Origin of the sequence: Bartonella japonica, from assembly GCF_040545385.1 — a bacterium.
GTDB lineage: Bacteria > Pseudomonadota > Alphaproteobacteria > Rhizobiales > Rhizobiaceae > Bartonella > Bartonella japonica.
In genome coordinates this window covers 1-16,855 of sequence record NZ_JBEPLT010000020.1, presented here as the reverse complement: position 1 = coordinate 16,855, position 16,855 = coordinate 1, and the positions used below count along the sequence as shown (strand labels likewise).

Sequence of the window (16,855 nt, the reverse complement as noted above, 5' to 3'; positions counted from 1 at the left end):
TTTGTATCGGTTTTGACCCTAGCCATAAAGTTTTGCAGTCGTGGAATTTAAGCTGTGATTATAAAGGGCTAAAAGACTTTTGTGATATTCTTCTCATTGCTCTAAAAGAAAGCTTATAAGTATTAAATGTGATTAGTGGTGATTAGAAAAAACAAAGTTCTATAATCGTTCTTTCAATTTTTTACATATAGTTTTTGGTTTTAGAGGCATATTTTGTAGAAATGAGGAAGTTTGTTATAGGGATATGAATGTGGTATAAAGTGTACTCTGTGAAGATGGTTAAGTTTATGGTTATAAATTGATAAAATATTTATTGTATTAATCAATATAATAAAAGATAAGATTTATTGAATGAAGTAAAATTATAATAATAAATCTTTTTATAAACATTAAATATTATTAATACTTATTTAATAAATAAATTAAATAATTTTAAAATAAACGATATTAATTTTTATCAATTTATAAAGTGTTTTTCTTATATTACATTTTTACAAAGTCTAGTAGTTTGTTTTTGGCGTGTTTTAAGTCGTGCTATTATTAATAATTTATTGGATAAAAAAGCAGTAAGAAAACTTTACTTGATTATTTCTCCTTTATTAGGCTTTTACCAGCATTTGTGTCTTTAGTGGGAGGTTTGTTGCTAGAATCTTTTAATTAGCAGGATACTTTTTATATTTTTAAGCTTTTTCATATAACCATTTTGCCATGCTGTTTTGTGCTAACTGAAATGTTATCTTCCTAAAAGCGTTAGTATTTGTCTTCTGTCGGATTTATGAGGGAATGCTTAGATGGATTCATAAACAAATTTATTTTTATGCACTTATTCCATGTTTGCCTTACGCGGCATATTTTTCTTATATTGTAGAACCGCCTTTTTTCCTTATCATTTTGAGTTTGCCAAATATATTGATCATAGTTTCTCTACTCTATATTTTGAGAAATTTTATGGTACAGCAGCTCTTTAAACAAGATTTTATAGAAAGAATTGTATGGCATGGATATATTATTTTGTTGTAGGGGCAGGGGTATTTACTTTGCTTATGTATATAAGTTCATGATCACTTGTGACAAGTTTTGTAGATATTGCTGTTCTTACTTTTGGTAATGCTTTTTTATTGCTGTTAGAAACAACGTTGGCTATTTCTTCGCATTCGCATTCGCATTCGCATTCGCATTCGCATTCGCATTCGCATTCGCATTCGCCTTTCGCAAGCTGCTGAAGCTTATGGGAGTTTTACAATTAGGAAGTGCTAGGCTGGCGGCTGTGGTTATTGAAAGATATCTGGGTATAATCCACAGATTATAACGGCTTTATTGGTTGCGTGTTGTTTGCTAGGTTTTATTATTTATATCTGCAAAGCACGTGATTTTATGCGTTTGGAAATGGAATGAGTGAGATGTTTAAAAAAGAACATTACGTGTAATCATTGTAGTGTTTACTTGAGTGGAAGTGGTTGTTTCTGAGAGTGGGGTTTTAATGAAGCACGTTGCATTAAGATATACTTAAAATTGTTGTAGTTTATGAAATTATGTACAATTGGGTATTATGGGTGGTTGTTACAGGGAATGGCTTTATGCCTGATCGAGTTGAGATAATATAGCCATAGCCAAGGGATAATTTGTGTTGTAAAAAAAATCTTACAATAATTGCAAAAGGAGGGAAAAAAGGCATGTGCCTTGCAAAGAATATAAAAGAATATAGATGCACAATTTTCAGACATTTTATACTATATTCTAGAGAAATACTTTTGATATATTCCAAAAATACTAAATATAAAAGAAGCTTGTTATTTATTTTAACATCGTCATTTTATTAAAAATATTTCCTTGATCTATTCTTTAATTTTTTAAAGATCTATCCAGCGTATTTTTAAATTTTCCTAAGATAATTACGCAATTCTATCACAAATTCCTTGATGACCAAGATCCGCATTACTTGGAAGTTTTGGGCAAAGTTCTATGTTTATTAGCATTTGTTTGATTCATTGCTTAAAATCTTTTTGTCAAGATAAGTAGGACTTTGTTAGAGAGTATGGCAAATAAAGATGAAGAGACACAAAAGGATGTTATTATTATAGATGGCTTCAAAACTAAAAACTGGCAACATATGTTGCCAGTTTTGAAAAATGTAATTTCTTTAAAAGCGTTCTCCAAGAAAATTAGAACGAACGTTGAAGACGAATCATACCTTGCAAAGCACTTTTTCCATTTAGAGCATGCTTATATGTTGTATTGTTTGCATCTTTGAAAGTACGATCATCGTTCCAAGAAACATAAGTCAACTCGGGTGTAATCACGAAGCCTGGAACCAGCGTGTATGCAACATTCACAGAAGTCGCAAAGGTTTTTACAGTGCTGTAAGAAACTTGAGCGTTCAAACTTGCTTTTGGAGTAAGTTTGTAAGTTGCACCAGCCCAAGTAGCCCATTTTCCTCCCCAGTTTGCATAGATTGTGGTATTCACACGTGAAAGTGCATTATCGCTATCTTTTGTATAATAATCAACGTTATTTTTGTAACCACCCATTACCCACAGATTTAAATGATCATTGATATTGAAATCTACACGCACTTTACTTGCCCATTTTTTATAATAAGCATCATAGGCAGCAACTGTTGAAAAACCGCCCCATTTTTGCATAAACTTCATACCGAAAACCATATTAGGAGTGTAATGTTTTATCTCCTTACTTGGCAAGTTTTCACTAGGAACTTGATCAACTTTATTATTTTTATTGATGTAATAGAACCTAGCGGCGTTATGAGCGCTAGCATTGCCTAATTCTGCTCCGATAATGGCAGAGAAACCAGCGTCACCACTAAAGGTGTAAGAAATAAAATTAGTACGTATCGTTCCTGCAGGTGCTATGCTATCATCATTTATAACATTGCCATAGCCACCAGTCCAACTGTCGAAAATAGTATCATCAAGACCTACGCGAAATCCACCAAGTTCAATGTAAGCGGCTGCAAGTTTTGCTCCCTCTGTATTTCTACCATTCCCCCAGTTTGAAAAGACACGTGCATAGGAACGGAGTGTTCCCAATTCTGTTTCAGAAGAGGTTTGAAGAACAAGGGTTAATCGCGATGATGCACCATAGGTTTTTTTGCTGTTCTTTAGTTCGTTATCAGTTGTAGCACCGATGTTATCGCCACCTGTAAAATCAGCGCGAACATTTCCTGATAGACGCATGCAGGTTTCGGTTCCAGGAATATAGAAATATCCTTTACCATATGCATCGCAAACTCGAACATATTCTAAAGACTTTGGTTCTGCAACTGTTGTGGAAGCTGCTTGTGCTCCAGAAATTGCTAAAAGAGCTGCCGTAGAACCTAAAAAAAAGTATTTAATATCCATAGTGTATCTCCAATGAAGGCAGTTTAATTTTGTCAGGAAAATTATTATTTTTTTGAGAACAGTACGTAACACTAGTAATTATAGCTATACTGATCTTTTTTAGATATACAAATACGAAATTGCTTTTTTGAAGGATATTCATGTATTATTCAGGGGAATGTGGTAAAAAAAACACAATTTTTATTCGCTAGCTTTTCGCTTTATGAAGCAATAATAAAAGAAAAATCTTAGATATTTTTGAAAAAAAAATCGAAAATGTCTTGAACTTTCTGTTGATACCATTTATGCACTCCCTTGGAGAGGTGGCCGAGTGGTCGAAGGCGCTCCCCTGCTAAGGGAGTAGGGCTCAAAAGGCTCTCGAGAGTTCGAATCTCTTCCTCTCCGCCATTTATCAGTAAAATCGATAGGTTATATCAGTATCTTCAAGAATATTGAGTGCTTTGATTCACTTAATTAGCTTTTTCTCTTCCAAACTTCTTTATAGCTTCTTGGTTTCTTCCATTGTGAATTTTTCTCTATGCAACCATTTTTTATAGAACGATTCAGATTATCTTCAGTCCAGTCAAAAAGCACATTCAGTGTCAATATACTCAGTTATGAAAATGTTGTTTTATGGTTTTTATGCGTTACAGCTCATCGTTTTTGACTTTATGTGCTGATTTTAAATTTTCTGTCGCAGATATGCTTTGAAATAAGTTACGCAGACTTTCTTTGGCATGCTTCATTTTTGTTTTTCACACAAGCAAACATTTCATTCTGCTTAATAAGTTTCAAGCATTATGGTATAAATTGAGGTAAAGTAGAGAGCAGGATACTTGTTTGAATCTGACTCTTTTAACCCAGCTTTAAGTGAGTGATTATTATCCTCCATTCCCTTCCTATTGATGCAAACGGTATTATGACAATACAAGTCTTTGCACAAAAATAATACTCGTTTGAACATATTCGTAAATTGCCAGATTTTATCATCGATTATATTTCTTTTTGTGCAAATGGAAAAGCTTTGTTTGCTTTTAGAAATGTTTGTTGCTTTAAAATTACATTATCTTCGCGAAGATCTTGAGTTATTATCTATTTAGACAAGATTGTATTTTTCAAAAATCTTTAGCGGTTGCAAAAAGCCTTTTATTGAGTTGAATTATTTTTAATCGTTGGTATGAAATGTTAAAAAGTGCCTTCACTAGAAGTGCGTGGGAGATTTATGCATAGTTTTTTATGGGCTAGGTTCATTCTGTTTGTGCAGCTATCAAATATTTTTCAATAAAGTTTGTTTGTAGGCACTCAGGTAGCAAAAGGTAGTGTGAAGCTTTTGGGTAAGCTTATAGAAAAAACGCTTGCTAAATTTATTACTAAGAGCAAAAAGCAATTGTAAAGGCAGGAAAGGAAACTGTTCAGTTACTGGGCAGTAGAAAAAACATCCGCCCATGCTGAGAAGTAAGTTTCTCAGTTACTTGGAGAAATCAACACTTTTGAGGCAAAGATTAAGGCGGATAAGAGTTCTATTTGCTGTTGCTGCTTTTTGTATGCCAGATGGGAGAAAGCGTATTGTGTATCTCTGAAACGGGAATACAGCCTAATTGGGGGGGAAATATCAAAGGCATAATGGTACAAACCAGTTCCCATCTTTACCACTTAGGTATCAGATTTTACTACAAAACCTCCCCGAAAGGAACCCTTAATTCGCAATAATTGATGAAAAACATAAAAAATATTTCTTTTCTAACAGGGACTTTTTATATGGTTACCTTCTTTGGTAAAACATTATGTAAACTTTGTATGTTGCAAAATCCTATTCCCGAACCTCTATTTTACTATCCCGCACTCTGAAAAAATATAAATAAAATCAGTATTTTATATGCAAGGCAAAAGTAGATGGTGCCCAGAAGAGGACTCGAACCTCCACGCCTTGCGGCACAGGTACCTGAAACCTGTGCGTCTACCAATTTCGCCATCTGGGCTATAAAGCTCATCTAAGCATGTGAAGCAGTTCTGTCAAATAAAATGATAAAATTTTATTCTTCAATCAAAAACCTTCCAGCACTAGGCTTTTTGCATCAAATGCGACTTGCGGCTTTATAATATCCACATTTCCTACAACCGCCACTACGATTTTAGAAACTTAAGGTGTGATGATTGTCTTTGATAAAATTGTTGAATCGGAATTAAATGTATAAATCATAGGAATACCGGTTGCTATTTCTTGAGAGATAATTTCTTCACCGTTGAGACCTTCAAGTGCCATAATGAGAGCACGAAGAGAGTTTCCGTGTGCTGCAACCAAAACAGTTTGAGAGCGCAAAATATGCGGTTGGATATGATAAAGATAATAAGGACAAACGCGTGCGCAGGTATCACGAAGACTTTCTCCATTAGGGGGGGAAACAGCGTAAGAGCGGCGCCATATTTGCACTTGTTCTTGCCCCCATTGTTGACGCACTTCATCTTTATTCATACCAGAAAGATCACCATAGTCACGCTCATTCAATGCTGGATTTTTTACCAATTGCAAATCGGATTGTCCCATTTGCTCTAAAATATGTTGCGCTGTTTTTTGAGCACGCTGTAAGGTAGATGTATAAGCAATATCAAATTTTAAACCAATTTCTTTAAGTTTTTTTCCTGCTGCTATTGCTTCTGCATGACCTTCCTCTGTCAGATCAGGATCTTTCCAACCGGTAAAAAGATTTTGAAGATTCCATTCACTTTGCCCATGACGGATTAATACAAGTGTGCATCCCATAGTGAATTTCCTGCGTTATTTTGATTATTAAGGTTCATCATTCAATCCCAAAACATCGAGCATTGAATAAAGACCATTTTCTTGATTTTTTGCCCATAAAGCTGCTTTTAATGCACCATTGGCAAAAATAGAGCGCTCTTGCGCCACATGTGAAAGAATAATACGCTCATTTGCGCCGGCAAAGGTAACGCTATGGTCACCAACAATTGTGCCACCTCGTGAGCAGGCAAAGCCTATAGCACCTTTTTTACGTTTGCCTGAACTATGTTCATTGACACGCACTTCTTTAAGCATAACATTGCGACCTTCAGCTGCTGCATTTCCAAGAAGAAGAGCTGTTCCAGAAGGGGCATCAACCTTGCCAGAATGATGCATTTCAAAAATCTCAATATCAAAATCATCTGCATTTAACGCTTTAGCGGTTTTCTTGACAAGGCTTGCTAAGAGATTGACTCCAAGGCTCATATTGCCTGATTTGACAATCGTTGTATATTTTGCAAAATTTGCAATCTGTGTTTCTTGTTCTTTGCTAAATCCTGTTGTTCCGATAATATGGGGAAGACCTTTTTGAGCGGCATAGTTGGCATAGAGAATGCTGGCTTGTGGCTGCGAAAAGTCTAGAATACCTTCAGTATGAGAAAAGGCTTTTTCGGGATCATCAGTAATGGGAATGCCAAGAGTGTTCGAACGAATCAATATACTGGCATCTTTATCAACAAAAGACGATCCTTCGCGGACAAGCACAGCACAAAGCTCTACATCCTCTCTCAGCTGAATAGCCGTAATCAGTTCGCGTCCCATTCTTCCATTCGCACCAACAACTGTAAGGCGCATATTTTTCTCCTTATGACACTTTACTTCTTCCAGTATAGGCAAATTCTCTTCTTCTTTCCAACGGTTCTTTTTCTCTATAAAAAAATTTTGCTTCTTTAGTTCTATAAAGGATTTGTATGGTTATAAAAGTGCGTGATGATAAGTGGTTTTTGTTTCATTATAAAACAAGCAATGTAAATCTTATGCAATGTTTCTTACATGAATTAGGGAGATTAAATGTATTTGGCAGGTGGAGAATGAATAAGTCAACACCATCATGTTATTTAGAAAAAACTCAATATTGCTATCATTTTTGCATTTAAACGTTTGTTATTATACGATCATAATAGATGGTTTTGTGATTTATTATAAGGGGCGATCTGAACAAAACGAAAGAATATTTTCATTTTATAAGTTTTAAAAGGATGAAATATCTTCACGAGACCATGACTTATTGCATGGTATATGGAAATGCATAGGATTCTATGAGCTCAGAGGCATATTCATTGTAGTGTAGTGTTAAAATTGTTTTTACTTGTTTGGTGAGGTGTTTAAAAATCAAGATCTGCATAATGAGGGCTTGCTACAACTCCTCGGACACGATCTGTTAAAAGAGAACGAAAAGAAGGTCGCGATTTAATTCGCATATACCAGTCTTTTGCAGCGGGCGATTGATCCCAGTCAATTTCTCCTAGAAAATCAAGGACAGAAACAGAAGCTGCGGCTGCTAGATCTGCATAGGATAACTCAGAGCCGACCAACCAGTCACGAGATGCGCAAAGCCAATTGAGATAGTTCATATGCGGTAAAATATTAGCACGTGCATTGCGTAAAATTTGCGAATTAGGAGCGCCGCCACCAATGGCTAGTGGCATTTCACGTTTATAAACTCGTTCTCGTACAATGTGGCGTGCAGTTTCAGTTTCAAATTTATTTAAAAACCAATCATTGAGACGGCGTACTTCAGCGCGATCTAAAGGAGTTGACGGAAAGAACTTCTTCTCTTGTCGTAAACTTCCATGTGTTTCATCTAAATATTCATAGATAACGATGGCTCCTGATAATGGAACTTCGTTTTCAGCAAGAAGAACGGGGACTTCTCCGGCTGGATTGAGTGCAAGAAATTCGCGTCGTCTAGCCCATTCATGTTCTTCAATCAGCTGAGTAGTTATACCATATTCCCCAAGAATAAGGCGTATGAAACGGGAGGTAGAAGAGAGAGGAGAATGAAAAAGTGTCAGCATGATCCACGCTATCAGATAGAGTTGATGAGAATACAGAAGTTTTATAAAGATACGTGATAAAAAGCACAAGATTATTAGCAGAAGCTAGCAATTATGTTTAAAAAACTCTTAATAATTTATACTGTGATTGTTTGTAAAATAGCAGCACGCAATTGTTCCAAACCCAATGCTTTTTCTGATGACGTCACGAGAAGTTCGGGATAAGCTGCTGGGCGTTTGAGAAGTTGTATCTTTGTGGTTTTTATTAATTTTTCAAGGGTATTCGATTTGATTTTATCACTTTTAGTGAAAACAATTTGGTAAGAGACCGCTGCTTTATCAAGAAGATCTAAAACATCTGAATCATTCTTTTTGATTCCGTGGCGTGAATCAATCAATACATATACACGTTTTAATGTTGTACGTCCGCGTAAATAGCTAAAAATCAAATCTGTCCACGCATCAACCAGATTTTTAGGGGCTTTAGCAAAACCATAACCTGGCATATCCACCAATGCCATGGGAGGAAGATCTTCTGCATCTCCACTGTAGCCATTGGGTACAAAATAATTAAGTTCTTGAGTTCGCCCTGGTGTATTCGATGTACGTGCCAAGTTTTTTTGTTGGACGAGTGCATTAATTAAGGATGATTTCCCAACATTAGAACGTCCCGCAAATGCAATTTCTGGAGGTCCTTCAGGCGGAAGAAAACGTACTGCTGGTACACCACGAATAAAAATCCAATCGTGAAAAAAAATTCCAGTAAGGGAAGAACACTTTGTCATTCATGCGCTTCTTTTTTGGGTGACTTTCGCCACATAGCTTTAAGATTATCAAAAAGCTCAATTTTAACACCTTGACGTTTCATCATGATACCTTGCTGGAATATTGACAATATATTGTTCCATGCCCAATAGATGACAAGACCAACAGGGAAAGAGGCAAGCATAAAAGTAAAAATGAACGGCATCCATGTGAAAACCATAGCTTGTGCTTGATCTTGAGGAACTGGATTCATACGCATTTGTAAAAACATCGTTATTCCCATGATTAAGGGCCATGCACCAATCATCAAAAATGCTGGAGTTGTATATGGCAAAAAGCCAAATAAGTTAAAAATAGAGGTTGGATCAGGAGCCGCTAAATCTTTAATCCAGCCAAAGAAAGGTGCATGCCGCATTTCGATGGTAATATACAGAACTTTATAAAGAGCAAAGAAGATTGGAAATTGAACCAACATTGGCCAACAGCCTGCAAGAGGATTAATTTTCTGCGTTTTATACAGTTCTATGATTGCTTGTTGTTGTTTGTTTTTGTCATTTGGATATTTGTCTTTTATTTCCAACAATAGCGGCTGTATAAGCTTCATGCGTGCCATGGATTTGTAGGATTTGTTCGCCAGCGGAAAAAGAAGTGTTTTCAAGAGCACCGTGACAAGAAGAATGGCAATACCAAAATTTCCTGTCTGCTTGTAAAGAATGTCAATGAGGGAAAACATTGGTTTGGTGATGAAATCAAACCAACCCCAATCAATTAAAAGAGCAAATTTTTTAATTTCTAGGTTATCTTGATAGTGGTTAATGATTTCAACTTGTTTTGCACCGGCAAAAAGACGGTTTGTAATGGTTTTTGTTTCCTTGGGAGCAATTGTGAAAAGCGTACCTGATAAGTCAGATTGATAATGTGTTTGCAAGCGATCAAAATAGATAAAACGGCTTGTATATTCTTTATCTTGTGGAGGAATAACAGCTACAGCCCAATATTTGTCGGTTATACCAATCCAACCTCCTGTTACTTTGGAAAAAGTCATACTTTTTTGGCCATTATCAGAATTTGGATCAAGTTCTGCTAAAGTCTGATATTTTTCAGTTTTGAGTGAATCACCTGCAATCGCTATCATACCTTCATGAAGTAAATAGGTTGCATTCGTATCTTCTGGTGGAGCAGCACGTGCAACACGTGCATAGGATGAGAGATAGATTGGTTTATCTCCTTCATTGCTGATAGAATCTTCAATGGTAAACATGTAGTGATCATCAACAGAAAGGGTACGACGGAAGATTTGTCCTTGTCCATTATTGTAAATTAAAGTGACCGGTGTTGAAGGGGTCAGTGTTGTATTTTCTCCCTCTACTTGCCATTGTGTATCAGATTGTGGCAAGGATTTTTTGGGTAAAGACGAACTTGTAAAACCAAATTCAGCAAGATAAGTTGCTGTGAACCCTTTTGGGTTCAGCAAAGCGATTTCTGGCGATGCTTTATCTACTGTCATGCGATATTTTTTGAGGAGGAGATCATCAAATTGTGCGCCAACAAGGTTAATGGAACCCTCAAGTTCATTGGTTTTGATGGCAATACGGTTTGTTTGAGCTAACACGGTACTGCGGATTTCAGGAGTCATTTTTCTATCAGTTATGGGGATTGATTCATGCGTTGGTGCAGAATCAGAAAAATTTGCAGTAGAAAGTGCTGATTGCTGTTTTGATAATTCCTGCGCGGTTATTTGCTTTTGTTGTAATGCAGCTTGTTTAGGAGCAACGTGAAGAAACTGCCATGCGATAAGTACTGCAAAAGACAATCCAATGGCGATAAAGAAACTGCGATTATATTCCATTTGTATTACCCTGTTGCCGTTGCTGGTATTTTGTTCTTGGTTTTATACGTCTGTTTAGTTCACTGATTAAAGATGTAAAAGGAGCGTGGAGCGCATCCCTATGCGCTACAATAACATAATCCGTTCCTGCCTCCATGTTATCTGTTAAACCAACCCTTACTGCTTCACGAAGACGTCTTTTAATACGATTGCGTTTGACAGCATTACCATTTTTACGTGTAACAGTGAATCCTACACGCGCAACAAGAGGAGTCTTTGTCTCTGCTGTTTGTTCATGGGACTTAACTTCGAGCAAAAACAATGGACCACGTCGTTTTTCTCCTGTGCGCGCAGCCAAAAAATCCGCTCTCTTGCGAATGCGACAGGGATGTTTTTTCTTCATAAAAAGCGTTTCGCAATTTTACTAAATGCCCGCTTTTCAGGCATTGGAGGTTCATAACAAAAATTTTACAACAAAGAACACCGTTCAAGTGTTGTAAAAACTTAAATGGTTTAAGTTAAACGCTTAAGCGGATAACCGCTTACGTCCACGAGCGCGCCTTGCAGCAATAACTTTACGTCCACTCGCTGTTGCCATACGCGCACGAAATCCATGGCGGCGTTTACGAACAAGTTTAGAGGGTTGGTAAGTACGTTTCATTTATTTAATACCGCGGAGTGCGGCCCTTCTTAATTTTGTAAGCAATTATGCGCTAGATGAACAGTCTTATCCTATCACATGATTGCTGATTCATAAGGAAAAATATAAAAAAAGTCAATCTCAGATTATTTTTCTCTCTCTATATAAAAACACAAAAAATTTCCTCGTGAGTGTGCATTTTGTTTATAACACTTTAAAACTCAAGAAAAATAATTATTGATAACAATTAACTTAGTTTACAGTTATTTCTTTTGTCATACAAGTGGATATCCAAGGTGTTAAAGGCGTAAGATAAAAATCATGATTTATTATTATATATTATGGTTAAGTGTACTTAATTTTAACATAAATCTTTCATTTTTTTCTCTCAATAAGAAGTTTGTTCAGTTTTGTTTCTTAAAAGTTTTTAGAAGAACTTTCGTAAAGAATTGTATGATAAATATGTTTCATGGGGTTTTATATCAGATTTTGGCGATCGCGTTTTTTATTTGAGGTTTGTTTAGTGTTTTAAAGAGATATGGTACTAAGAGTTTTGCGTTTTACACTTCTCAGTAAAGTGGGGAAATTCAGATGATTGAGTTGCAGTGTTTTTCGTCTTTATTACTATATTTTCTGGAATTTTTATAGAGAGGAAAGAGTGTGAGTCCTATTACAAGCGAGGTTGTCCGCAACGCGTTACATAAAATCAAAGGACTGGGTCTTGAAAGTGATATTGTATCATTGGGGCTTCTTTCAGAAATATTGATTGCTCATGGAAAAGTATTCTTTTCCATTACGGTTCCAGATGGACGAGTGCAAGAATGGGAATCCTTGCGTCATGCTGCTGAAGAAGCGGTGTATGCTTTGGATGGAGTTGAAGCTGTTGTTGTTACACTGACAGCAGAAAAAAAAACGATACACTCTTCTCAGGTACATAGAAATACGGTTTTTTCTGCGTCAAGACATCGAGCAAATAGATTACCCGTTAAAATGCCGATAGAAGGTGTTCGGCATGTCATTGTAGTTGCTTCTGGAAAGGGGGGGGTTGGTAAGTCTACAATGGCAATCAATATCGCTTTAGCTTTACAAGATTCTGGACTCAAAACGGGTTTGATGGATGCGGATATCTATGGTCCATCTTTGCCACGTTTGACAGGGCTTGTGAACAAAAAGCCACAGATCATTGATGCGAAAAAGCTTCAACCTCTTGAGAAATTCGGACTTAAAATGATGTCGATGGGATTTTTGGTTGAAGAGGAAAAACCGGTGGTATGGCGTGGTCCTATGGTTATGGCGGCGGTAACGCAATTGCTAAGAGATGTTTTATGGGGGCCTCTTGATGTTTTGGTGGTTGATATGCCTCCAGGTACGGGAGATGCACAATTGACGCTTTCTCAACAAGTACAGTTGACAGGTGCATTGATTGTTTCTACTCCTCAAGATCTTGCTTTGATAGATGCGTGTAAAGCGATAGAAATGTTCATAAAAGTTAATGTTCCCGTTTTAGGACTCATTGAGAATATGAGTTATTTCATTGCTCCTGATACGCAAAAACGCTACGATATATTTGGGTATGGTGGTGCGCGTGCAGAAGCAGAACGACGAGGTATCCCTTTCTTAGCAGAAGTACCGCTTGATGCAGCTTTACGGTCTTCTTCAGATGAGGGGGTGCCTATTTTTGTTGCTAAGCCTGATGGAACACATGCTAAGCTTTATCGTACGATTGTTGATCAAATAAAAAGCGAACTTTTTTAAAAAATATAAAGAATGATTTGTATGGGAATTGCAGAACATGAATATTCCCTTGTTAGATGAGAGTTGCTAAAAATTTAACAAAAAAATTGATCATGCAATTGGGGGATTCAAGGGATATTTCCAGAAGTCTTAGGGATAGAAGAGTAAGGGATAGAAGAGTAAAAGAAAAAGAGCGCTATTGGTTTTTAAACGAACAAAAAGATTGAGAAACTGAGAACAGTTTTGACGGAATAGTATAAATCATAAAGAGAATTTTAAAACAGCTAATTAAGAAAATATCGAAAAATTTCTCAATAATGGCAAAATGCGTTTCGAGATGTGGTTGCAGATTGCTCATTCTTTCACTGAAAAGATCGTAGGACATATGCTAAAATGAGATTTTTAAATATTGAGCATAATTTTTCAAGAATTTTGCAAGCTTTTGTGGTTGTTGCTAAAGGATATTCTTTATGGTTGCTTTGGAGGGGAAATATCAGTGACAAGGTTGATGGGAAAAATGCTGGAGAGAGAGCATTTGAAAAATTTAAACTTTAAAGGGGGGGAAAAGCGTGTGGTCACGGAATGGGGAAAGTTACGACTCTAGCTTTTGAAGAGAAAATTTTGCAGAAGAATTAATATTCCTATTTTATGGTTTGTTAAATTATGAGGTCTGACGTGGCATCAGCTACGCGAGAGACCAATTTTCTGGAAGCAATCATGATAATCAAAACGCATTTGACTTAAAGATTTCGCATAAAAAAGCGTGAATTTTTGGTAAGTTATCTTTTTGTGGTACGAGCGATTGTTCGAGTTGTTGATTTTTTTTGGGGGGGGGGAAGAAAAAAGACAGAAATGATCATGGATATAATCTATCGGTTTAGTTTTTGTGGAGAGGGATGATTTTATTATGAGAGAAAATCATGTGTGAAAAAGCATATTTTATAGGGGGTCATGCTTATTCTGCACCCGTCATAGAATCAGGGCTTTATCTTGTAGCAACGCCTATTGGAAATCTTGCAGATATCACTCTTCGTGCTTTGCAGGTGCTTGCAGGAGTCGATATTTTAGCGTGTGAGGATACGCGTGTGACACGTATTTTGTTAGAACGTTATGGTATTGAGAAAAGAACTTTCCTTTATCATGAATATAATGCACAAAAGGCAGGTCCAAAATTATTAGCAGCTTTGGCAGAAAATAAAAGTGTAGCACTTGTATCAGATGCGGGGACACCGCTCATTTCTGACCCTGGATTTCGTTTGGTAGAAGAAGCACGCAAAGCAGCGCATAAAATTGTTCCAATCCCTGGTGCATCAGCTCTTTTAGCTGCTCTTATTGCAACAGGTTTGCCCACCGATAGCTTTTTCTTTGCGGGTTTTTTAAGCGCACGCAAGGTGCAGCGTCAAAAGAGATTAGAACAATTAAAAACGATCCCTGCGACTTTGGTTTTTTATGAATCTCCCCATCGTCTTGTTGAAACTTTACAAGATATGGTCTCGCTTTTTTCTGCTGATCGTCCTGCTGCAATTTGTCGTGAATTAACAAAAAAATTTGAAACAGTAGATGTTTCCAATTTAGGACATTTATTCGAAAGTTATAGGGAACAGGCACGTATTCGTGGAGAAATTGTTATACTTGTTGGGGAAGGGATTTCTTCTTTGGAAGCGATGAATGATAAAGAAATTGATGAAATGTTATTAGAATTGGCACGTACGCATCCTGCTTCTAAGGCGGCTACTTTAGTGGCAAAGAAAACAGGTTTGAAAAAGCAAGAGCTTTTCCAGAGGTTGAATTATTTGAAGGATATGTAAAGCTCTAAAGGGGGAGATTTATGCAAAAATCGCGTAGGCAAAAGGCTTTTTATCGAGGTGTTCGTGCAGAAAAATGGGCTGCTTGGTGGTTGAGATTCAAGGGATTTCATATTGCTGAAATTCGGTTTAAAACAAAATGTGGTGAAATTGACTTAATTGCGCGGCGTGGAAATCTTGTTCTAATCGTTGAGGTAAAAGCGCGTTCAACATTGGCTGAAGCGATAGCTGCTGTTTCTTGGAGGAATGAGAAGCGCATTGAGGCAGCAGCTGATATTTGGTTGGCACGACAAAAAGATCATTCTCTTTTATGTATACGCTTTGATTTGATAGCGATTTTACCTTGGCATTTACCACAGCATATTCCCGCTTTTTTTACATCTGATAAATGAAAATTTCTATATAGTTTTAACTATTTCAGATAAAAATATTTCGTTTTTATGAGTATATAGGGTAAAAAAGTGCGTACCAGTTCGAGCGCTATGAGGAGAAAAATATGGATGATTATGAAAAATTTGCGACGGGTTTATTGATTGTTTTTGGGGCGCTGATTATTGGCAGTTTAATGGCAATGCATATTGTACTCATGAATAAGCCAGGTTTTTTATTTGCATTATCGGCTGCTATTGTTGGGTGGTTCTCTGCTTTTGCGGTTCTTTTTGATAAGCCAAAAGTTTATTTGGGATTGATTATTCTTGCAATGTTATGTGTTGCTTCCTCAATTGGTATTTATGTAAGTTAAAAGGTATGAAGTGTAGATTGAACTTTTTTAAATTATGAGAGCAAGGAATAAAAATGAAAATTGGTTTTTTGGGAACAGGCACAATCAGTGCTTCAATGGTTGAGGGCTTAATAAGGAGTGCTTTTGACATTTCTTCAATTATCATTTCACCACGCAATGCGCAGATATCAGAACGTCTTTCGCAGAAATATGATAAAGTTATGGTTGCTGAAAACAATCAACAATTGCTGGATCATAGCGATTGTGTTTTTCTTTGTTTACCTAATCAAATTGCAGAAGAAGTCTTGCGTCTTCTTCATTTTCGTCCAGAACAGCTTGTCGTTTCTGTTTTGGCAATGGCAAAAGCAGAAGAAGTTGAAGAGTGGATCAACCATAAGGTTTATCGTGCTGTTCCACTTCCTTTTGTGGCAGAAGGTAAAAATTTGACACCCATTTATCCAGATCATCCATTTTTGCGCAGTTTATTTGATGCTTTGGGTGGTACATTGGTGTTGGATGCTGAAGATCAGTTTAATCTTTTCATGACAGCTGGTTCACTCATGGGGGTTTATTTTAATTTTATAGAGACAGCGCATCAATGGTTTATAACACAGGGGTTAAAAAAACAGCAGTCAGCAGATTTTCTTGCCATGATGTTTGGAAATCTTACGGATGAAATGCGCAGAATTGCAGCAGATAACAGTTCCAAAACTCTTGATTTTGCACAGCTTGAGAAAGAATTTTCAACAAAGGGAGGGACAAATGAATTTTTATCAAGTTGTTTTTCTCATCAAGGGGGAAAAAAGGCTTTAATAATGGCTCTTGATACGACTTTGCAAAAAATAAATGCTTCACCTGATGATGCGGCATCATATCAAAAAAATACAACAAAGTCAATATGTTGCGTGTAATTATTTTATATGAATCCACTTAGGAATCCACATTTTTATACGTAATTCATTTGACCATTTTTTATAGAAGATTGCCATGTATGAACAAACCATAAAAAGCAAATCATGATGCTAATATTATAACGCATGGGTGCATTCAAATGAAATGAAAAGCCGATATCATTCATAACAGTTTATAAATTTTATGATACGTTTTTATCTCAGCACAAATCACATTGTTTAAAATTCAATCGTTTGAAATTATCGATAATATACGTTTAAAAATTATATCTGTTTTAAAGATTGGTTTGTTAATCGCATAAAAGAGCAAATTAAC

General features: G+C 36.4%; 14 protein-coding genes, 2 tRNA genes and 1 pseudogene. 8 read left to right on the top strand and 9 right to left on the bottom strand.

The features are described from left to right. Positions 1-104 (top strand): annotated as a pseudogene (locus ABID39_RS07080) (orotidine-5'-phosphate decarboxylase); the annotation flags it as partial. A gap of 2,058 nt (positions 105-2,162) precedes the next feature. On the opposite strand, the gene ABID39_RS07075 reads toward ABID39_RS07080, so the two are convergent. After that, on the bottom strand, positions 2,163-3,359 hold the full coding sequence (locus tag ABID39_RS07075) for a porin (protein WP_354187376.1): 1,197 nt from the start codon (positions 3,357-3,359) through the stop codon (positions 2,163-2,165). Positions 3,360-3,655: 296 nt separating this feature from the next. Here ABID39_RS07075 and ABID39_RS07070 point away from each other — a divergent pair. Beyond that, a tRNA-Ser gene (locus tag ABID39_RS07070) sits at positions 3,656-3,746 on the top strand. Positions 3,747-5,232: 1,486 nt separating this feature from the next. Here the strand turns inward: ABID39_RS07070 and ABID39_RS07060 are convergent. The 8 genes from ABID39_RS07060 to rpmH form a co-directional block, all read right to left on the bottom strand. Then, a tRNA-Leu gene (locus ABID39_RS07060) sits at positions 5,233-5,317 on the bottom strand. Positions 5,318-5,478: 161 nt separating this feature from the next. Next, positions 5,479-6,099 (bottom strand): 2,3-bisphosphoglycerate-dependent phosphoglycerate mutase, encoded by a 621-nt coding sequence (locus ABID39_RS07055; RefSeq protein ID WP_354187374.1) that lies wholly within the window; start codon positions 6,097-6,099, stop codon positions 5,479-5,481. Between the two features lie 27 nt (positions 6,100-6,126). Then, positions 6,127-6,933 carry a 4-hydroxy-tetrahydrodipicolinate reductase gene (gene dapB, locus ABID39_RS07050; RefSeq protein ID WP_354187372.1) on the bottom strand — a complete coding sequence of 269 codons (807 nt, stop codon included), beginning with the start codon at positions 6,931-6,933 and terminating at the stop codon, positions 6,127-6,129. A 530-nt stretch (positions 6,934-7,463) separates the two neighbouring features. Next, complete coding sequence (locus tag ABID39_RS07045; protein ID WP_354187370.1) at positions 7,464-8,156, bottom strand: glutathione S-transferase family protein; 693 nt, start codon at positions 8,154-8,156, stop codon at positions 7,464-7,466. 116 nt (positions 8,157-8,272) lie between these two features. Further along, positions 8,273-8,920 carry a ribosome biogenesis GTP-binding protein YihA/YsxC gene (gene yihA, locus ABID39_RS07040; RefSeq protein ID WP_354187368.1) on the bottom strand — a complete coding sequence of 216 codons (648 nt, stop codon included), beginning with the start codon at positions 8,918-8,920 and terminating at the stop codon, positions 8,273-8,275. After that, positions 8,917-10,749: a membrane protein insertase YidC gene (gene yidC, locus ABID39_RS07035; protein WP_354187366.1), complete on the bottom strand. Its 1,833-nt coding sequence runs from the start codon at positions 10,747-10,749 to the stop codon at positions 8,917-8,919. The genes yihA and yidC overlap by 4 nt, the downstream gene beginning before the upstream one ends. Beyond that, a complete protein-coding gene (gene rnpA, locus ABID39_RS07030; protein WP_354187364.1) occupies positions 10,739-11,131 on the bottom strand; it encodes a ribonuclease P protein component in 393 nt (130 codons plus the stop codon). The genes yidC and rnpA overlap by 11 nt, the downstream gene beginning before the upstream one ends. A gap of 123 nt (positions 11,132-11,254) precedes the next feature. Beyond that, complete coding sequence (gene rpmH, locus ABID39_RS07025; protein WP_011181069.1) at positions 11,255-11,389, bottom strand: 50S ribosomal protein L34; 135 nt, start codon at positions 11,387-11,389, stop codon at positions 11,255-11,257. A gap of 639 nt (positions 11,390-12,028) precedes the next feature. On the opposite strand from rpmH, the gene ABID39_RS07020 reads away from it, so the two are divergent. From ABID39_RS07020 to ABID39_RS06995, 6 genes are all read left to right on the top strand, one after another. Next, entirely contained in the window at positions 12,029-13,123 is a 1,095-nt protein-coding gene (locus tag ABID39_RS07020; protein ID WP_354187361.1) for an Mrp/NBP35 family ATP-binding protein, read from the top strand. Positions 13,124-13,495: 372 nt separating this feature from the next. Continuing rightward, the gene (locus tag ABID39_RS07015) at positions 13,496-13,657 is read left to right on the top strand and encodes a hypothetical protein (protein WP_354187359.1); all 162 of its coding nucleotides are present in this window, start codon (positions 13,496-13,498) and stop codon (positions 13,655-13,657) included. Positions 13,658-14,022: 365 nt separating this feature from the next. Continuing rightward, entirely contained in the window at positions 14,023-14,910 is an 888-nt protein-coding gene (rsmI, locus tag ABID39_RS07010; protein WP_354187357.1) for a 16S rRNA (cytidine(1402)-2'-O)-methyltransferase, read from the top strand. Positions 14,911-14,930: 20 nt separating this feature from the next. Further along, a complete protein-coding gene (locus ABID39_RS07005; protein WP_354187355.1) occupies positions 14,931-15,299 on the top strand; it encodes a YraN family protein in 369 nt (122 codons plus the stop codon). 104 nt (positions 15,300-15,403) lie between these two features. Further along, positions 15,404-15,649, top strand: coding sequence for a hypothetical protein (locus ABID39_RS07000; RefSeq protein ID WP_354187353.1), 246 nt, complete (start codon positions 15,404-15,406; stop codon positions 15,647-15,649). A gap of 53 nt (positions 15,650-15,702) precedes the next feature. Continuing rightward, complete coding sequence (locus ABID39_RS06995) at positions 15,703-16,539, top strand: pyrroline-5-carboxylate reductase (RefSeq protein WP_354187351.1); 837 nt, start codon at positions 15,703-15,705, stop codon at positions 16,537-16,539. The last annotated feature ends 316 nt before the right edge of the window (positions 16,540-16,855 follow it).